The following is a 17,183-nucleotide window of genomic DNA, read 5'->3' as shown; positions in this document are numbered from 1 at the left end:
GCGCGAAGCGCGGGGTGTGGAGGTGGGTGCGCCGCGGGTGGGTGGTGGTGGGCGGGGCCGGTCCGGCGGTGGTGCTTCCGGAACGGCATGATGTACGAGCCGCAAGCGGCCGCACATCACGCTTGAGTGTTCCGGAAGCACCACCCCCTCCCCGGCCCCTCACGCACCGGCTCCGCGCGCCCGGGGGAGAGCGTCCGCAGTGTCCGGCAGACCCTGGGCTCAGGTCTCCGTGCGGTACATCAGGTCCGTCTCGTGGGTGCGGAACCCGAGGCGCTCGTAGACCGCCACCGCCGGGGCGTTGTCGGCGTCGACGTACAGCATCGCCGTCGGCAGATCCCGGTCCCGCTCCAGGTGGCGCAGCCCGATCGTCGTCAGGGCCTTGCCCAGGCCGCCGCCCTGCTCGTCCGGCGACACTCCCAGGACGTAGACCTCGCCCAGCCGCTCCTCGTCGTGCACCTTGGTCCAGTGGAAGCCGACCAGCCGCCCGCCGCGTACCGCCAGGAAGAAGCCCGCCGGGTCGAACCAGGGCTGGGCCTTGCGGTCGTCCAGGTCACGCTGGGTGAGGGCGCCCTGCTCGGGGTGGTGGGCGAAGGCGAGGGCGTTGAGCGCGAGCCAGGCCGTGTCGTCCTGCCCGGGGACGAAGGCGCGGACGGACACGTCTGCGGGCAGGGCCGGTGCGGGCAGTTCCAGCCCGGCGAGCGGACGGCGCAGCTGGCGCAGCTCGCGGAAGAGGGTCAGCCCCAGGAGCTGCGCGAGGTGCCGGGCCGCCGGGTGGCCGCCGTGCGCCCAGACGCGCAGCCGCTTCCCGGAGGTGTCCAGCAGCGCCTGCCCGAGCCGGCGGCCGTGGCCGCGCCCCCGGTGCGCCGGGTGGACGACCAGCTCGCCCGCCGGGGCCTCGACGGGGTCCGTGTCCTCCAGCTGCGCGTAGCCGACCAGCCGCCCGCCCTCCCGCAGCAGCAGGTGCCGCACGCCCGCGCGCCGTCCGCCGCGCAGCTGGAGGCGCCCCTGCTCGGATACGGCGGGCTGCCCGTCGGTACGGGCCGCCGCGTCGATCAGGTCCTGTGCCTCCCGTACTGCCTCGGGCGACACCTCGTCCATCACCACCACGTCACTCATGGGGGCGAGCCTAGGCCCTGTCGTCAAAATGACGGCGTCCGGCCGGAGGCCGGGCTGTGCGGCGTTTGGTGCGTGCGCTCGCAAGGCGGAGGATGGCCCTCGTACCGGGCCCGTACCTGAGCGATTCCGACAACGCGGCGAGCATGGGGCCTCCCCAGGCCCGAAGGGCCGAGGCATGGGGCCTCCCCAGGCCCGAAGGGCCGAGGCATGGGGCCTCCCCAGGCCCGAAGGGCCGAGGGGACGCGTGCCAGACGCCGCACAGCAAGCGACATTGTGACGACAGGGCCTGGAGGAGTGGGTCCGGAGCAGCGCCGTCCGGTGCCGCCGCCGTCGCCATGAGCGCGGCGATCCGGTCGGCGTCGTCGGCGACAACTCGCCCGAGTTCGCCCCGCCACGCCCGTACACCGCACCGGCCACAGCCGTACGCGCACCCGCCGGATGCCCGGTCTTCACCGTCACCCCCCTGCCGCGCTACGCGCGTTGACTGTAGGTTGCCGTCGGCCTCCTCCGCATCCGACCCAGAGAGGGACCCAGGACTGATGACCGCGACACCCCAACGCAGACGCCGTACGGGCCGTTTGACGGCCACCGCCGCGACGCTGGTCACCGCCGCCGCACTGCTCGGCGCGGCGGTCCCGGCGGGCGCCGAGAGCGGCGCCGCCGACAGCCGCGCCGCCGCGCCGGCGCACGGCAAGGGCCACGGCCACGGCCGTACGGTCGACGTGCAGATGCTGTCGTTCAACGACTTCCACGGAAACCTGGAGCCCCCGCAGGGCTCCTCCGGCAAGGTGACCGAACTCCAGCCGGACGGCACCACGAAGCAGGTGGACGCGGGCGGCGCCGAGTACCTCGCCTCCAGCCTGCGCGACGCCCGCGCGGGCGAGCGCTACTCCGTCACGGCGGCGGCGGGCGATCTGGTGGGCGCCAGCCCGCTGCTGTCGGGGCTCTTCCACGACGAGCCGACCGTCGAGGCGATGAACAGGCTGGGCCTGGACGTCACCTCCGTCGGCAACCACGAGTTCGACGAAGGGCGCGCGGAGCTGGAGCGCCTCCAGAACGGCGGCTGCCACCCCGAGGACGGCTGCTACACCGAGGGCCGGAAGTTCGCGGGCGCCGACTACCCCTATCTCGCCGCGAACGTCACCGACGAGAAGACCGGCGAACCGGTCCTGGAGCCTTACCACATCTGGCAGCACCGGGGCGTGAAGATCGGCTTCGTCGGCGTCACCCTGGAGGGCACGCCGGACATCGTCTCCGCCGACGGCGTCAAGGGCCTGGAGTTCCACGACGAGGTCGAGACGCTCGACAAGTACGCCGAGGTCCTCAAGCGCAAGGGCGTGCACGCGGTCGTCGCGCTCGTCCACGAGGGCGGCTCCCCGGCGAGCCCGGCGTACAACTACGACTGCGACAGCCCCGGCCCGGGTGACGGCATCTCCGGCCCGGTGGCCGAGATCGCGAAGGCCACCACGTCCAAGGTGGACGCGCTGGTGACCGGGCACACCCACCAGGCGTACGCGTGCAGCATCCCGGACCCCTCCGGCACCCCGCGCACCGTGACCTCGGCCGCCTCCTTCGGCAAGCTCTTCACCGAGACGACGCTCACCTACGACCGTGCCACCAAGGACATCGTGCGCACGAAGGTGGCCGCCGCCCACCACGTGGTGCGCCGCGACCAGCCCAGGGCCGCGGACCTGACCCGGCTCATCGACCGCTGGAACAAGCTGGCCGCCCCGGTCGCGGGCAAGGCCATCGGCTGGATCAGCGAGGACATCGGCGGGCGCGGCGCGGGCACGCCCGAGACGCCGCTCGGCGACCTGATCGCGGACGCGCAGCTGGCACACGCCAGAGAGCAGGACCCGAGCGCCGACCTGGCGCTGATGAACCCCGGCGGCATCCGCGCCGACCTGGTGCACGCCGCGTCCGGGGACGAGGGCGACGGGGTGGTGACGTACGCGGAGGGCTTCACGGTCCAGCCGTTCTCGAACACCGTCAACCTCGTCGGCCTGACCGGCGCCCAGCTGCTCCAGGCGCTGCGCGAGCAGGTCAGCGGGGCGAACGAGGCGTCGCCGAAGATCCTTCAGGTGTCCGACGGCTTCACCTACACGCTCGACCTCACCAAGTCCGGCGCGGACCGGATCGACGCCGGGTCGGTACGCCTGAACGGCGAGCCGCTGGACCCGGACGCCACCTACCGGGTCGCGATGAACAGCTTCCTGGCGGGCGGCGGCGACGGCCTCCCGACGCTGGGCAAGGGCACCGACCCGCTCGTCGGCGGGGACGACCTCGGGGCGCTGGAGTCGTACCTGACCGCCAACTCCTCGGCGGCCAAGCCGCTGGACGCTCCGGCCGCCGACCGGATCACGGTCGTCGGCTGACGGGAGGGGCGGGGAGGGGACGGGCGGGGCGTACGGTGTGCCCGGCCCGGCCCCGCCCGGCCCCGCCCGGCCCGGCCCCGCCCCGGTCAGGCGGCGAACGCGCCGTACGGGCTGCGCGCGCGGGCCGTGCGCAGCGCGTCGGCCCACCACTCCAGCTGGTTGAGCATCTCCTTGGTGGCCGCGCCGGTGCCCTCCGCGTCCGCAGGGAGGCCGTCCGCGCCGAAGAGATCCCCCGCGTTGGGGAAGGTGAGCCCGTTGCGGATGCTCACCGCGTGCAGTTCGGCGAAGACGTGCCGCAGGTGCTCGACGGCCCGCAGACCGCCGCTCATCGCCCCGTACGACACGAAACCCACCGGTTTGGCCTGCCACTCCTCGTGGAACCAGTCGATCGCGTTCTTCAGGGACGCGGGGTAGCTGTGGTTGTACTCGGGGGTGACGACGACGAAGGCGTCGGCAGCGGCCAGGCGTGCGGAGAGACCGTCCGCCACCCGGGCGGTCGACGCGGGCGGTTCGGCGCCGAAGGCGGGGAAGGCCAGGGGGAGTGGATGGTCGGCGAGGTCGATGACGTCGACCTCGTCGAAGGCTCCGTGCTGCCTGGCGACGCCGGTGAACCAGTCACCGACGATCGTTCCGAAACGGCCCTCCCGGACGCTGCCGTAGATGACGGCGAGCCGGGTGGCGGGGCGGGCGTCGGCGGTGCTGGTCATGGGGACTCTCCTCGGGTGCGTACGCGCTCGTGTCGAGCGGTGCTTGCGCGATGCCCCGAGAATGCAACTTAAAGTAGAGTTCAAGTCAACCGGACGCGCCCCGGGCCCCACCCGGCGCCGGCCTAGACCAACCGCGCTTCAGAGGCTGTCGAAGTCGTTCACGACCTGCCGCGTCGCGTCGGCGAACATCGCGTAGGCCATCGACACCTCCCGCCACACCTCCTCCCACTCCGGCCTCGCGTGCGCCGAACGGGCCACGTCGGCCGCCCGCTTGAGCGCCATGCAGGTCGCGTTCGCCAGGTCCACCACGACCACCGGCCCGCAGGAGCGCACGTCGTACGTGCCCGCCAGCGCGACGTTGAGCGCGGCGTGCGCGGACGCCGCACCCGCCTCCAGCTGCTCGCCCTGCGCTCCCCCGCCGGCCGCCCGGGCCACCCGCTCCAGCTCCTCGACGGCGAGCAGCGCGGCGGCCAGCTGCCCCCGGAAGGCGGCGTAGATCTCCCGCCGGTGCTCCTCCACCCGGCGGGCCCGCTCCAGCCTGCCCCCCTCGACCACCGGCACGCGCACGGCGCGGGCCGTGTACCACGCCCCCAGCGAGGCCCCCAGCGCGCCGGTGATCCCGGCCACGCTCGCGGCCCATATCGCGGCAACCCCCTGGTCCATACCCCCGATCCTGCCCTGCAACGGCCGGGCCCGACAGCCCCGTCCGGGCACCGGCCAGGAGACGATTTGCTCGCCAACTCCGCCTAGACGGAGGGATCTTGGCGCTCCTCCCCCGGCGGTGGCGAGGCCGCGCCCGGCAGCCGCAGCAGCGCCTCCGTCCCGCCGCCGCCCTCACCGCCGCCACCCGCAGGCCGCAACTCGACCTGGCCGCCCGCCTCCCGTACCGTCCGCGCCACGATGGACAGCCCCAGCCCCGAACCGGGCAGGCTCCGCGCCGACGGCGAACGCCAGAACCGGTCGAAGACGTACGGGAGTTCCCCGTACGGCACCCCCGGACCCTGGTCGCGGACGCACAGCGTCCCGGCGTCCAGCGACACGCTCACCGTGCCGTCCGGCGGGCTGAACTTCACCGCGTTGTCCAGCAGGTTGAGCACCGCGCGCTCCAGCCCGGACGGCTCCGCCCGTACGTACCAGGGTGCGAGCCGGGTCGTCACAGTGATGCCCGTACGGCGCAACCGGGCGCGCTCCACGGCCCGTTCGGCGATCTCGTGCAGGGCGACCACCGGCACCCGCCCCCGGTCCCCGCCGTCGCCCTCCGCCCTGGACAGCTCCTGGAGGTCGCCGATGAGCGCGCTCAGCTCCGCCATCTGCGCCCGCACCGAGGCCATCAACTCCGCGCGGTCGCCCGGCGGCAGCTCCCGTCCGGTCTCCTCGCTGCGCACCAGCAGGTCTATGTTCGTGCGCATCGAGGTGAGCGGGGTGCGCAGTTCGTGCCCGGCGTCCGCGATGAGCTGCTGCTGCATGGCGCGGGAGGCGGCGAGCGAGGCGGTCATCGAGTTGAACGAGCGGGACAGCCGGGCGATCTCGTCGTCGCCGTCCGCCGGGATGCGCACGCTGAGGTCCTCGGTACGCGCGACGTGCTCCACGACCCCGGCCAGCCGGTCCACCGGCCGCAGCCCCGCGCGCGCCAGCGCGACGCCCGCCCCGGCGGCACCCAGCACACCGGCCGCCGCGACCAGGCCCAGCACCAGCGCGAGGGTGTCCAGCGAGCGGTCCACCTCGTGCAGCGGGCGGGCGACGGTCACCGCTGCGCCGGTACCGCGCAGCGGCCGGGTCAGCACCCGGTACTCGGCCCCGTCCGACGCCCGTACGCTGTGGATCGCCTCCGCCCGCTCGCCCCGCGCCACGGACACGTCGGCGCCGGCGACGGGCAGCGGCTGCTCGCCGAAGGCCATGCAGCTGGTGCCGTTGCGGTCCACGAGCTGCACCGTCGAGTCGAACGGATTCGGTACGGCCCGCCGCGTCTCGGCGGGCACGGAGGTGCACTGGCCCGTCTCCACCTGCCGGATGAGGACCGCGTCGGGCACCTGGTTCTCGCGCAGCGCGTCGTCCAGCGAGGAGACCAGCTGTGCCCGCACCAGGAACCAGGCCGCCATGGCGCACGCGGCCACCGCCACCGCCACGGCCGCCGCCACCAGCAGCGCCAGCCGCGAGCGCAGGGGCAGCGCGTTGAGGCGGCGGAACACTACTCGGCCTCGCGCAGCACGAAGCCGACGCCGCGCACCGTCTGGAGCAGTCGCGGCGCACCGCCCGCCTCGGTCTTGCGGCGCAGATACATCACGTACACGTCCAGCGAGTTGGAGGAGGGCTCGAAGTCGAAGCCCCACACGGCCTTGAGGATCTGCTCGCGGGTGAGCACCTGCCGGGGGTGCGTCAGGAACATCTCCAGCAGGGTGAACTCGGTGCGCGTCAGCTCCACCGCGCGGTCTCCGCGCGTCACCTCGCGCGTGACCAGGTCCATCCGCAGGTCGGCGAAGGCCAGCGCCTCGCCCGGCCCGCCGACCGCGCCCGTGCCCGTACCCGTGCCCGTCGCGGCACCGACCGCCTCGGCGGCGTACGAGCTGCGGCGCAGCAGCGCGCGGATGCGGGCGAGCAGCTCGTCCAGCTCGAAGGGCTTGACGAGGTAGTCGTCGGCGCCGGCGTCCAGGCCGGTCACCCGGTCGCCGACGGTGTCGCGCGCGGTCAGCATGAGGATTGGCACCCGTACGCCCGCCGCGCGCAGCCGCCGGGCGGCGGTGAGGCCGTCCATCCGGGGCATCAGCACGTCGAGAATGATCAGCTCGGGCTCGTACGCCGCCGCCTGGTCGAGGGCGTCGAGGCCGTCCACGGCGAGGACGGTCTCGTATCCCTCGAAGGCGAGGCTGCGGCGCAGCGCCTCCCGTACCGCGGGCTCGTCGTCGACGATCAGCACAGTCATGCGCCCCAGCATGCCCGCTGAGGCCGCCTCAGCCGCGCTACTGCCCGGCACCGGCGCGCAGGTCGCCCAGGAGCTGCTTCACGTCGTTGACCGGGACGGCGAAGCCGAGCCCGACGCTGCCGCCGCCACCGGCGCTGCTGCCCTGACCGCCGCCGCTGCCGCCGTTGGCCGAGTTGATGCCGATCACCTGGCCGCGCATGTCGACCAGCGGGCCGCCGGAGTTTCCGGGGTTGAGGGAGGCGTCGGTCTGGAGGGCCTTGTAGGTGGTGGTGTCCGAGCCGACGTCGCCGTTGTACTCGCCGCCGTCGAACTGGAACGGCCAGTTCTCCGGCGCGTCCCCTCCGGCGTCCCCCGGCTGGGAGCCCTCCTCGCGCTGCACGGTCACGTCGCGGCCCTTGGAGGAGATGATGCCGCTGGTCACGGTGCCGGTCAGGCCCTCCGGGGAGCCGAAGGCGACGACCTCGTCGCCGACCCCCACCTGGTCGGAGTCGCCGAGCGTGGCGGGGGTCAGGCCGCTCACGCCCTCGGCCTTGATCAGCGCCATGTCGTGATCGGCGTCGGTGCCGACGATCTCGGCCTCGGCGGTCTTGCCGTTCTTGAAGGTGACCTCGATCTTCTGGGCGCCGGAGACCACGTGGTTGTTGGTGAGGATCTCGCCGTCCTCGGTGATCACCACGCCGGAGCCGGTGGCCTCACCCTCGCCCGAGCCCGCGCGGATCTCCACCACGCTGGGGCCGACCTTCTCGGCCACCGCGCTGACGCTGCCGCCCCCGGCGGAGGTCTGCGTCCCGGGCACGGCACTGCTGGCCGCGCCGCCGGAACCGCCGGAGCCGCCGTCGTAGGCCTCACTGATCAGCGCGCCCGCGCCACCGCCGATCACGGCCGCAGCGACCGCCACGGCGGCGACCAGCGCACGGGGCCCGCGTACGCGCCGCCGCTGCGCGGCGGACGGCGCGGCAGGCGCCGCGGGGAGCGGCGGCCAGCCGGGAGCGGCGGGGGGCGGGGTCGGCGGTCCCTGGGGGGCGTGCGGCCCCTGGTCCGGGTACGGGCGATTCGCGTCGTATTCACTCATGCGTCCAGGCTGGGCCCGCTCTATGAGAATCCTCTGAACGCCTTCTGAGAGCCCTCGATGAATCCGGCCGGCCGACGGGACGGCGGCACGCACCCGCCCCGTCGGCCGGCCCCGCGCTCAGCAGTCGACGACGAGCAACCGGCAACCGGGCGGCATCAGCCCCGGACGATCCCCCGGTAGGGCAGGAAGCGGCGGAGTCCCTGCGGGCTCACACCCTTGATCGACCCGATCATCTCCATGACCTCGCTCCGCTCCCCCAGCTTCGCCCGCGACATCTCCTCGTGCGCCTCGGGTGTCGTCCACTCGCTGTAGTTGACCACCCGCGTGCCGTCCTTGTGGATGTGGAAGTGCGAGGCGATGCCGCCGTCGTCGCGCCCCGGCTGTTCCTCGCCGAAGTGGTCGACCAGGGTGTCCACGAGCTTGCGGGCCGTCTCCGGCCCGTCGGTGTCGAAGACGACGGTCACGATGCAACCGGGCAGGGGCGCGCCCGCCGCCCCCCGCATGCTGCGGTAGAGCTGGTAGCTGCCCGGCGTCCCGATATGCCCCGCCACGGCGACGATCTGCGGGGTGAGGCCTTCCTGGTTCGCCGGGTTCTGCGCGAACTCGCGGTGCGCCTCGACCGAGGTCCACTGGGCGTAATTGAAGATCGTCTTCCCGTCGGTGCCCGCGTAGGCCAGCCGGGAGAGGAATCCCTCGGGCAGCGGGTGCTGCTCCCACGCGCGAATGGTCCCGTCCATCACCTTCCGCTGCCGCTGGGCACCGTCCGGCACGTCCCAGTGGCTCATCAGCACGTGCCCGGCGTCGGGCCGGGTCACGTCCGGCAGGGAGTTCGGTATGAGTCCTTCGGTAACGATCACGGCAAACCCTCCAATGGTCCGCGCCACGTCTTCCCGCGACGCATACCAGCAGACAACTACAACCATTGTTGAAGTCAACGGAGGATGCGCGAGCCCTGAGCCTTCCGGCCAAGGATTTGACACACGCCCGGCGGGAACGACGGCACAGCACCCCGCCGTTGTCGAGCGTCAGGCCCCGGCCTGCATCGCGCTCCGCCTGAGGTGTCCGGTGACGTCGGCGACGGAGAGCGCCCCCGAGACGGCCCGCCGCCCGTTGAAGGAGAAGCTGGGCACACCGGTGACGCCGAGCCGGACGGCACGCCGCTGGTCGGCGCGGACGTCGCCCCCGAACTCGTCGCCGTCCAGCAGCGCGTCCACCTCCCCGGCGTCCAGCGCGGCCTCGGCACCGAGCCGGACGAGCGTGCGCCGGTCGCCGAGGTAGGCGCCCTCGGCGGTGTACGCACGCAGGAGCCTCTCGCGCACCGGCTCGCCCAGCGAGCAGTGCTCGCCGAAGTGGATGAGGCGGTGCACGTCGAAGGTGTTGACCGGTACGGCGTTCTCCAGCCGGTAGTCCAGCCCCAGTTCGGAGGCGAGCCGAGTGACCATCGCGAGGCCTGCGGATGCCTGCGCGGCCGTCATGCCGAGATCGCGCTGCATGCATTGAGGCACCGTCAGTTCTCCCTCGCGGGGCCCAGCAGGGTCCAGTTCGAAGCTCCGCCAGACGACCGTCACGGAATCGCGGTGCTCGAACCGGGCCAGGGCGGCCTCGAAGCGGCGCTTGCCGATGTAGCACCACGGGCAGACGACGTCGGACCAGATCTCCACAGTGATCGCGTGCATGGGCACCACCGTAAACGCGGGGCTATCTTTTCGTAAGGCCATACCTTGACGTAAGCTCCAGGCATGAACGTAAAACCTGTGGTCAAGGAGGGCGATGCCCCCGCAATGAGCGACGCGTTCACGGCGGACTGCCCGGCCCGGACGGTGCTGAATCACGTCAGCAGCCGCTGGGGAGTCCTGATCCTCGCCTCCTTGCAGGAGGGGCCGATGCGCTTCTACGTGCTGCGGGACCGGATCGGCGGCATCAGCGAGAAGATGCTGTCCCAGAATCTCCGGCTGTTCGTGCGGGACGGCTTGATCGCGCGCGAAGTCGAGCCCACCGTGCCGCCCCAGGTGACGTACTCACTCACCCCCCTCGGGCGCGAACTGTCGACGACGCTGGGCGGCCTGGTGGAGTGGATCAGTCACCGGATCGGCGACATCGTCGCGGCCCGTGAGCGCCACGACGAGGGCGCGTAAAGCCTCCGCCGCCATCGGACTGACAGCCGTTCACGATCCTGAAGAGGCCCCACCTGCGAGCTATCACCCGGGCCCGGGGCTAACCGCTGGGTAAGCCCTTACCAATCGAAAGCTCAGAACCTACGGTAAGTCTCCACGGAGCCGTGTGGCCCGGAAAGGAGACCTCGGTGGAGACGGAAATCGCCCCGCGCGCTGGAGTGCGTGAGTGGATCGGGCTGGCGGCGCTGGCGCTGCCCGCGATGCTCGTGATCATGGACATGAGCGTGCTTCATCTGGCGCTGCCGACTCTGAGCAAGGACCTGAATCCTTCCGGAGCGGAGCTGCTGTGGATCACCGACGTCTACGGCTTCGTCATCGCCGGTGCCATGATCACCATGGGCACGCTCGGCGACCGCATCGGCCGGCGCCGGATGCTGATGATCGGCGCCGTGGCCTTCGGGCTCGCCTCGGTTCTGGCCGCCTACGCACCCACCCCGGAGACACTGATCGCGGCCCGGGCGCTCCTCGGCCTCGCGGGCGCCGTACTCGGCCCCTCGACCCTCTCCCTGATCAGCGCCATGTTCCGCGACGCGAAGCAGCGCAGCTTCGCCATCACCGTGTGGATGACGAGCTTCATGCTGGGCGGAGCGATCGGCCCGCTCGTCGGGGGTCTGCTGCTCGAAGTCTTCTGGTGGGGCTCGGTATTTCTGGTGGCGGTACCCGTCATGGTGTTCCTGCTGGTGGCAGGGCCACTGGTGCTGCCGGAGGTCCGCAACCCCGAAGCCGGCCGCCTGGACCTGTCCAGCGCCGCGATGTCACTGGCGGCGATCCTGCTGGTCGTCATCGGGGTGAAGGAGTTCGCCAAGGACGGCTTCGCGTGGACGCCGTCCTTGTCCCTCGCGGTCGGCCTGCTGATCGGTGCCCTCTTCGTCGTGCGGCAGCGCCGCCTCAGCGACCCGCTGCTGGACGTGAAGCTCTTCGCGAACCGGGGCTTCAGCGTCTCGCTCGGCACGCTGACGCTGACGGTGGTGTTCATGCTGGGCAGCCAGTTCCTCATCGCTCAGTACATCCAGATGGTGGTGGGCCTCGACCCCCTGGAATCGGCGGTGTGGAGCCTGCCGATGGTCATCAGCGGGACTCTCGCGATGTTCGTGGCCCAGGGAGTGGCGGCTCAGGTGGGTAAGGCCCACGTCTTCGGGGCGGGTCTCGTGATCGCCGCCGTCGGCTTCGCCGTACTCAGCCAGGTGGACGCGGACTCCGGCATCGGGACGGTCGTCACGGCCTCGTCGCTGCTCTTCGCCGGTCTGATGCCGGTGTCGTCGCTCGGCATCGGGATGATCGTCGATGCCGCGCCGCCCGAGCAGGCGGGGTCGGCCGCGGCGGTCGGGGAAACCACCCAGGAGTTGGGTGGCGCCCTTGGCATCGCGGTACTCGGCAGCGTGCTCAACCTGGTGTACCAGAGCCGGATGACCGACTCGGTGCCGGATGCGGTGCTGACTTCCGCCGGCGAATCCGTCACCGACAACCTGCCCGCCGCCCTTGAGGCCGCCGGGCGGCTGCCGGCGGAGACCGGTGCACAACTCACGGACGCGGCACGGGAATCCTTCGCGCAGGGCCTCGCCTGGATAGCGATGGGCGCTGTTCCCCTCATGCTCGCACTGGCCGTGACGGCCACCGTGCTGCTCAGGAAAGTGGGCGGCCCCGCCGACCCCGCGGCGTCCGGCGAAGCACCTGTTCCAGAGGCTGCTGACCGATGAGACTCCCGTCTCGGTCCGGGCCGTTGGACGGCCCGGACCAGGGCCGCCGCGCGCCCACCGGGGATTGCGGACAGCCCTACCGGGAGGTCGGAGGAGGTACGTACGGAAGGGGCCGTTCGTCAACGGAGAGTCACCGGACGATCGCGGGCATACCTCGCGCGGTGTGAGACTCGGCGCGGCGATACGATCATGACTCGTCCGCGTGTGTGACACCCCCTGTGGGCCCGCGAGCGCACCCGCAACCAGCCGCACCACCTGTTGGCGTTGTTGGTGATGTTGAAGTCCTGTGCCCGTCTGGGGTGGCTCCCGCGGCTGGAGGAGGTACCGACCGTCGTGGTCGAGCACGTTCGGGACTGCGAACGCCAGGACGCGCATCCGACGATGACAAGATCGACCCCGGACAATTCCCCCTACCCATCACACGCGAGGCGACGAACAATGGATCTTGAGTACAGTTCAGAATTTATCGAATCCTACCTGGACGCAGAATACGCGGAAAGATTGGCGTCACGCACAGAGTTCGACGAAGTACTGGACGAGCGACGAAGGACCAGCGAGAGCTTCTTTCATTCAACACCTGATTCTCCCATGTTCTCCGTCATCGGACGCAGGATTGGATACTCTGCCGAGGAGTTGGCAGAGTACGCACAGACCGCAGGTCAGATAGCCCGCCGAGTCCTGTTTATTGTTGCCGAATTCGAGCATCCCGAATGGGGAAATCTCTTCGCCGGATACGTGAGTGGAGCAAGCGTCACAACTACTGGCGCCTACGATTCGAAACTCTTCGTGAAGGAAATCAAAGGGCGACCGAAAATCATCGCACAGTACGCCTCGGAAATCCTCAAACCGGCACCACCTGTGCAGTGGATTCATGTGATGGGTGAGCATATCGCTGACGTGAGCGGTCCGTCGGCTGTCAAAGCCTTGCGCGAACCGACATTCGAAGCGCACCGCCTCGATTGGGCGGCGACCTGCACATCGGCCGGCTGATCGAAATCATTCGCCCGCGCCACCAAAGACGGCGGGATCGGAGGCGTCCCGAAGGCGTCAATTCGTGACCGGGCCCTCCCAGCGCGAGACGATCCGCCGGGACCGCTGGTGTGAGCCGTTCCCGGTTTGATGGAGTCCCGGATTTATCCCCTGGACATACCGCCACTCGAAACAGCACCATCCCGAGCTCGCACACGTGAACTCCGACGCCACACCCTGCACCTGGCTTTCGTCCCCAGCCTCCGCGTCCTACCCGGACCCGACATCACGCCCGACGTCGTCGAGGCCCTCCTCGCTGCGGGAGCCGGCCCCCCAACGCGGCCGACGAGCACGGCCGCACACCGCTCGCCGACGCGGTCGTCCGCGTCGGCGAGAGCACACTCGAAGCCTGCGAATGCTTGTCAAAGCGGGCGGAAACCCCCACGCGCACATGGAAGACCCCGGGCAACTGCCCCGCAGGCCCACATCACACACACCCCTGACCATCGCCCAGGAACTCGGGCCATCCTCGACATCGACCGCCCCCAGGGTCGACGTCACGACAGTACGGAAGAGCCGCGCCCTGGGGGTTACGAGGTGTTACGCCCGAAGGGCGCCCCGGGCGTAACACCTCGTAACCCCTACCGGCAGTGCGCCCTGATCGCGCCGAAGAGTTCCGTCAGCGGGGCCGCGACCACCGGAACCTCGCCGGTCGCGGCAGGGGCCTCGTCGTCCGGGAAACTGGTGAACCGGTCGGATACCTCCCGCACCTGATCCGGCGTCAGCACCCCCGACCGGGTCCAGGCGTCCCGCAGCAGCCCGCGCAACTCGTCCTCCTCGTCGGGCTGCCAGGTCACCATGGGGATGAGCAGCGGCAGGACGAAGCACGTCGGCACAGGCGCGGGCTGCGGCCCCTCGAACGGGTGGAGGATCAGGGGGCGGATCTCGTGCCACGGCAGATCCGGGAGCCTCGGGTGGGGGTCGTCCCAACCGAGGCACACCGGCTGGGGCAACTCCGGGTGGTCAAGGTGGTGATGCACCACAGGCCAGCCCTTGAACTGGAGACGCCAGGTGAATCCGCCCGGCATCGGAAGATCCAGGGCGCTGCCCAGCGCTCCGTCGCCCCGCCCCAGGCCAGGGCCCAGCAACCGGACCAGATCGCCCGGCTCCTCCTCACCGAAGAGCTCCCGCAGCGTTTCGACGGGGTCTTCACCGACGTCCTCTTCGTCGACGTAGATGTGGTTGGCGTAGTACCAAACCCAGAACCCGCCTCCACGCAGGAAGGCGGGCCAGTCCCGAATGGGTTCCCAAGTCGAAAGCACGGTCAACAGGCTAGGTACAACCGCCAGTTCATCGCGCACGGCCTTGGGTGCGTGAGCCCGAGTCCTCGGACGCCAGGCGGTACGAGCCCTGGGTTTGGACGGAGGACCGATTCGAGCACCTCGGCCCAGCCGGTGTTCCGGGACGCGACGACCTCGGAGGCGACGCCGCCAGGCACGACCACGGACCGGCCGTGACCGGGCGACAAGCGACGGTGCGGTGGCAGGTGCGCATGGCTGCTACCTGGGAGACATGACCTCATAGAGGTTTCCGGCGTCATCGGTGAAGTACAGGCCGCGAGGGCACAGCGGGTGGTCGATCCGACCGTTGTCGGGCTCGCTGGGATCGTTGCCGTAGGGCACTTCGGCTGCGCGGAGCCGAGCGAGGATTCCGTCGAAGGACGACGGGTCCACGTCGAAGGCCAGGTGATGGCCGACCGGATTCTCGACGGACATGAAGTCCAGCGTCAGCGAATCGTTGACCCGCACCGGCGCGAAATGGCGATCTGCACCTCGATAGTCCAGGCCCATGACCGAGGCGAAGAAGCGCGCTGCCGCCCCGTTGTCGATGGCGGGAACGATGGTGTGGTTCAGCGTGATGGACATGCTTCGCCTCTCAGATCTCTGCTGGCCGGGACAGGACGCCGTGCAGGAAGACATCAACGAGGTCGCGCATTCCCAAGGGCGGCGGATCAGTCGGCTCGCCTCCTGCCGGCTGCTCGCCGGCCCCGACGAACAGGAGCCCGAGGAAGATCATTGCTGCCTGCTCGGGAGCCAACCGCAGCGACTCCCGCTCAGGCTCGAAGAGTTCGGTCAGCGCCTCCCGCACCGGCAGGGAACCAGCCGCGCGATCAGGCGGAGGCCCGGAACCGCCGGAACGGCCACTTCGTCCCCGCCCGCCCGTCGCGTGCAGCGCGCCGACCACCGCGCCGACCCGTTCCAAGTGGGCGCGCAGTGCCGAGGCAGCCTCGGTCAGCCGGACGGCGAGCGGCTGATCCATGGTCACCAGGGCAAGTTCTTCGAGGGCGTTGGCCGGGCTGAGCGCCTCGGCCACGCACGCGTCGAGGAGTTCCTCCTTGTCCGCGAAGACGCGGAAGATGGTGCCCTCCCCGATACCTGCGGCCCGGGCGATCTGACGTGTCGTCACCGCGATGCCGTGGTCGATCACGAGAGGGAGTGCAGCACGAACGATCATCTCTCGACGGCTGTCGGGATCCATCGCCGACGCTCTTCGCCGACCGGGTGTTGTCGCCATGGACACAAGTATCGGAGTGCGTGCTCACTCCGGTCAAGTGATCGCCGACGCGAAGTGTGAACTCCCGTTGCCGAGGCCCCCATACGCCCGGCGCGCGGCGGCTCGCGGCTACGGCCACGCGAGTGGACCGTGACCTACGCCACTATGGCCATCAAGCCTCACGGTACGCATTTGGACGATTACCCGCGATGCGCCATTGTGAGCGGCCTACCCACCGAAGGCAGGCACCCATGAAGCAGCTCCTCGCCCGCGTCTGGCGGGCTCTGGCAGGCTCCCTCCAGTGGCGCATCCTCTGGGTGGCGCACGCCAAGTTCATGATCGGCGTCACCGGTGTCGTCCGCGACGACGAAGGCCGCGTGCTCCTCCTGCGGCACCGCATGTGGCCGCAGGACCGGCCCTGGGGCCTCCCCACCGGATACGCGGTCAAAGGCGAGGAGTTCCCGCTGACCATCGTCCGCGAGGTCAAGGAAGAGACCGGCTTGGACGTCAAGCCCGGAAGGCTCGTGCACGTCAAGAGCGGCTACAAGCTCCGCGTGGAGATCGCCTACGAAGCGCTCTGCACCGGAGGCACCCTCAAGATCGACCCGCTGGAAATCCTGGAGGCATCATGGCACTCCCCCGACTCCCTACCCGACGGCCTACAGCCCTCACACCGCACGCTGATCCTCGGACAGCCGACGGACTGACCCCCGAAGTCCTCGCCCCGACCGCATGGGCGAGCCGGAGGCGGAGGGACTTCACTCGGTGCTCTTGACCGCGATACTCGGCGGCGACCTGCCCGCACTGCGCCTGTGGCTGGACCAGAGATCCGGTCCCGGCACGTTCGGCGCGACGTTCATGGCCCCCGGCTACCTCGGCCGCACCGATGTGGACCTGGCGAGCTGACCTATGGCCCTACGCAGACACCGACCGACCTCGGACACGACGAAACCCCCGCCGCTGGCCGTCAGTTCATGAGGCCAGCGGGCGAGCAGCGTGACAACGGGTTGGGTCATCCCCGCGTGCGCGGGGAGCAGTCGTGCGCCTCAAGGGTCCGGCGCGGCGGTGAGGGCCCATCCCCGCGTACGCGGGGAGCAGCGCGTCCGTGTCCGGGGTGGTGGAGGAGTCGTGGGTCCATCCCCGCGTACGCGGGGAGCAGATCCTGACCTCGTGATCGAACTACTCACCCAAGGGTCCATCCCCGCGTGCGCGGGGAGCAGTGCCTTCGCGGCGGCGGACGTGCGGAACCCCGGGGTCCATCCCCGCGTGCGCGGGGAGCAGTTTCCGTCGATGATTCGTCGCCGAACCGATCGGGGTCCATCCCCGCGTGCGCGGGGAGCAGGGAATGCGTGTCCAGCGGGTACAGCGGCCACCAGGTCCATCCCCGCGTGCGCGGGGAGCAGGGCTGATATGGCTTGCCGTCGGCACCGACGTGGGGTCCATCCCCGCGTGCGCGGGGAGCAGTTTCCGTCGATGATTCGTCGCCGAACCGATCGGGGTCCATCCCCGCGTGCGCGGGGAGCAGGGAATGCGTGTCCAGCGGGTACAGCGGCCACCAGGTCCATCCCCGCGTGCGCGGGGAGCAGGGCTGATATGGCTT

General features: G+C 70.8%; 17 protein-coding genes. 6 read left to right on the top strand and 11 right to left on the bottom strand.

What is annotated here, in order from left to right; genetic code table 11:
* Window positions 1-219: 219 nt before the first annotated feature.
* Entirely contained in the window at window positions 220-1,098 is an 879-nt protein-coding gene (gene mshD / locus H299_RS0125145) for a mycothiol synthase (RefSeq protein ID WP_486587450.1), read from the bottom strand.
* 557 nt (window positions 1,099-1,655) lie between these two features.
* Between mshD and H299_RS0125140 the strand changes: the two genes are divergently transcribed.
* Window positions 1,656-3,491 carry a bifunctional metallophosphatase/5'-nucleotidase gene (locus H299_RS0125140; RefSeq protein WP_027750665.1) on the top strand — a complete coding sequence of 612 codons (1,836 nt, stop codon included), beginning with the start codon at window positions 1,656-1,658 and terminating at the stop codon, window positions 3,489-3,491.
* A gap of 86 nt (window positions 3,492-3,577) precedes the next feature.
* On the opposite strand, the gene H299_RS0125135 is transcribed toward H299_RS0125140, so the two are convergent.
* The 7 genes from H299_RS0125135 to H299_RS0125105 form a co-directional block, all read right to left on the bottom strand.
* On the bottom strand, window positions 3,578-4,198 hold the full coding sequence (locus H299_RS0125135) for an NAD(P)H-dependent oxidoreductase (RefSeq protein WP_027750664.1): 621 nt from the start codon (window positions 4,196-4,198) through the stop codon (window positions 3,578-3,580).
* A 138-nt stretch (window positions 4,199-4,336) separates the two neighbouring features.
* Window positions 4,337-4,861 (bottom strand): hypothetical protein, encoded by a 525-nt coding sequence (locus tag H299_RS0125130; protein ID WP_027750663.1) that lies wholly within the window; start codon window positions 4,859-4,861, stop codon window positions 4,337-4,339.
* An 83-nt stretch (window positions 4,862-4,944) separates the two neighbouring features.
* Window positions 4,945-6,387: a sensor histidine kinase gene (locus H299_RS0125125; protein WP_027750662.1), complete on the bottom strand. Its 1,443-nt coding sequence runs from the start codon at window positions 6,385-6,387 to the stop codon at window positions 4,945-4,947.
* On the bottom strand, window positions 6,387-7,118 hold the full coding sequence (locus H299_RS0125120; protein WP_027750661.1) for a response regulator transcription factor: 732 nt from the start codon (window positions 7,116-7,118) through the stop codon (window positions 6,387-6,389). The genes H299_RS0125125 and H299_RS0125120 overlap by 1 nt, the downstream gene beginning before the upstream one ends.
* A 37-nt stretch (window positions 7,119-7,155) precedes the next feature.
* Window positions 7,156-8,190, bottom strand: a complete 1,035-nt coding sequence (locus tag H299_RS0125115; RefSeq protein ID WP_027750660.1) for a trypsin-like peptidase domain-containing protein — start codon at window positions 8,188-8,190, stop codon at window positions 7,156-7,158.
* A gap of 155 nt (window positions 8,191-8,345) precedes the next feature.
* The gene (locus tag H299_RS36165) at window positions 8,346-9,047 is read right to left on the bottom strand and encodes a hypothetical protein (protein ID WP_051262819.1); all 702 of its coding nucleotides are present in this window, start codon (window positions 9,045-9,047) and stop codon (window positions 8,346-8,348) included.
* Window positions 9,048-9,215: 168 nt separating this feature from the next.
* Window positions 9,216-9,866: a DsbA family oxidoreductase gene (locus tag H299_RS0125105; protein ID WP_027750659.1), complete on the bottom strand. Its 651-nt coding sequence runs from the start codon at window positions 9,864-9,866 to the stop codon at window positions 9,216-9,218.
* 63 nt (window positions 9,867-9,929) lie between these two features.
* On the opposite strand from H299_RS0125105, the gene H299_RS0125100 reads away from it, so the two are divergent.
* The 3 genes from H299_RS0125100 to H299_RS39730 all read left to right on the top strand — a co-directional run bounded on the left by H299_RS0125100 (window position 9,930) and on the right by H299_RS39730 (window position 13,051).
* On the top strand, window positions 9,930-10,325 hold the full coding sequence (locus H299_RS0125100; RefSeq protein WP_027750658.1) for a winged helix-turn-helix transcriptional regulator: 396 nt from the start codon (window positions 9,930-9,932) through the stop codon (window positions 10,323-10,325).
* 167 nt (window positions 10,326-10,492) lie between these two features.
* Window positions 10,493-12,061, top strand: a complete 1,569-nt coding sequence (locus H299_RS36160; protein ID WP_037760530.1) for an MFS transporter — start codon at window positions 10,493-10,495, stop codon at window positions 12,059-12,061.
* Between the two features lie 438 nt (window positions 12,062-12,499).
* A complete protein-coding gene (locus H299_RS39730; protein WP_158692385.1) occupies window positions 12,500-13,051 on the top strand; it encodes a hypothetical protein in 552 nt (183 codons plus the stop codon).
* A 620-nt stretch (window positions 13,052-13,671) separates the two neighbouring features.
* Here H299_RS39730 and H299_RS0125090 read toward each other — a convergent pair.
* The 3 genes from H299_RS0125090 to H299_RS0125080 form a co-directional block, all read right to left on the bottom strand.
* Entirely contained in the window at window positions 13,672-14,352 is a 681-nt protein-coding gene (locus H299_RS0125090) for a hypothetical protein (RefSeq protein ID WP_158692384.1), read from the bottom strand.
* A gap of 237 nt (window positions 14,353-14,589) precedes the next feature.
* Window positions 14,590-14,955 (bottom strand): VOC family protein, encoded by a 366-nt coding sequence (locus H299_RS0125085; protein ID WP_027750656.1) that lies wholly within the window; start codon window positions 14,953-14,955, stop codon window positions 14,590-14,592.
* A gap of 10 nt (window positions 14,956-14,965) precedes the next feature.
* The gene (locus H299_RS0125080) at window positions 14,966-15,568 is read right to left on the bottom strand and encodes a TetR/AcrR family transcriptional regulator (RefSeq protein WP_078513026.1); all 603 of its coding nucleotides are present in this window, start codon (window positions 15,566-15,568) and stop codon (window positions 14,966-14,968) included.
* A gap of 266 nt (window positions 15,569-15,834) precedes the next feature.
* On the opposite strand from H299_RS0125080, the gene H299_RS0125075 reads away from it, so the two are divergent.
* Both H299_RS0125075 and H299_RS40665 read left to right on the top strand, forming a co-directional pair.
* Window positions 15,835-16,290: an NUDIX domain-containing protein gene (locus H299_RS0125075; protein WP_027750654.1), complete on the top strand. Its 456-nt coding sequence runs from the start codon at window positions 15,835-15,837 to the stop codon at window positions 16,288-16,290.
* A gap of 64 nt (window positions 16,291-16,354) precedes the next feature.
* A complete protein-coding gene (locus H299_RS40665) occupies window positions 16,355-16,489 on the top strand; it encodes a hypothetical protein (protein ID WP_486587414.1) in 135 nt (44 codons plus the stop codon).
* Window positions 16,490-17,183: the final 694 nt, after the last annotated feature.

The organism is Streptomyces sp. CNH287, assembly GCF_000424825.1.
Note: the sequence above shows the minus strand (reverse complement) of the source record. Positions and strands in the feature narration are given on the sequence as shown.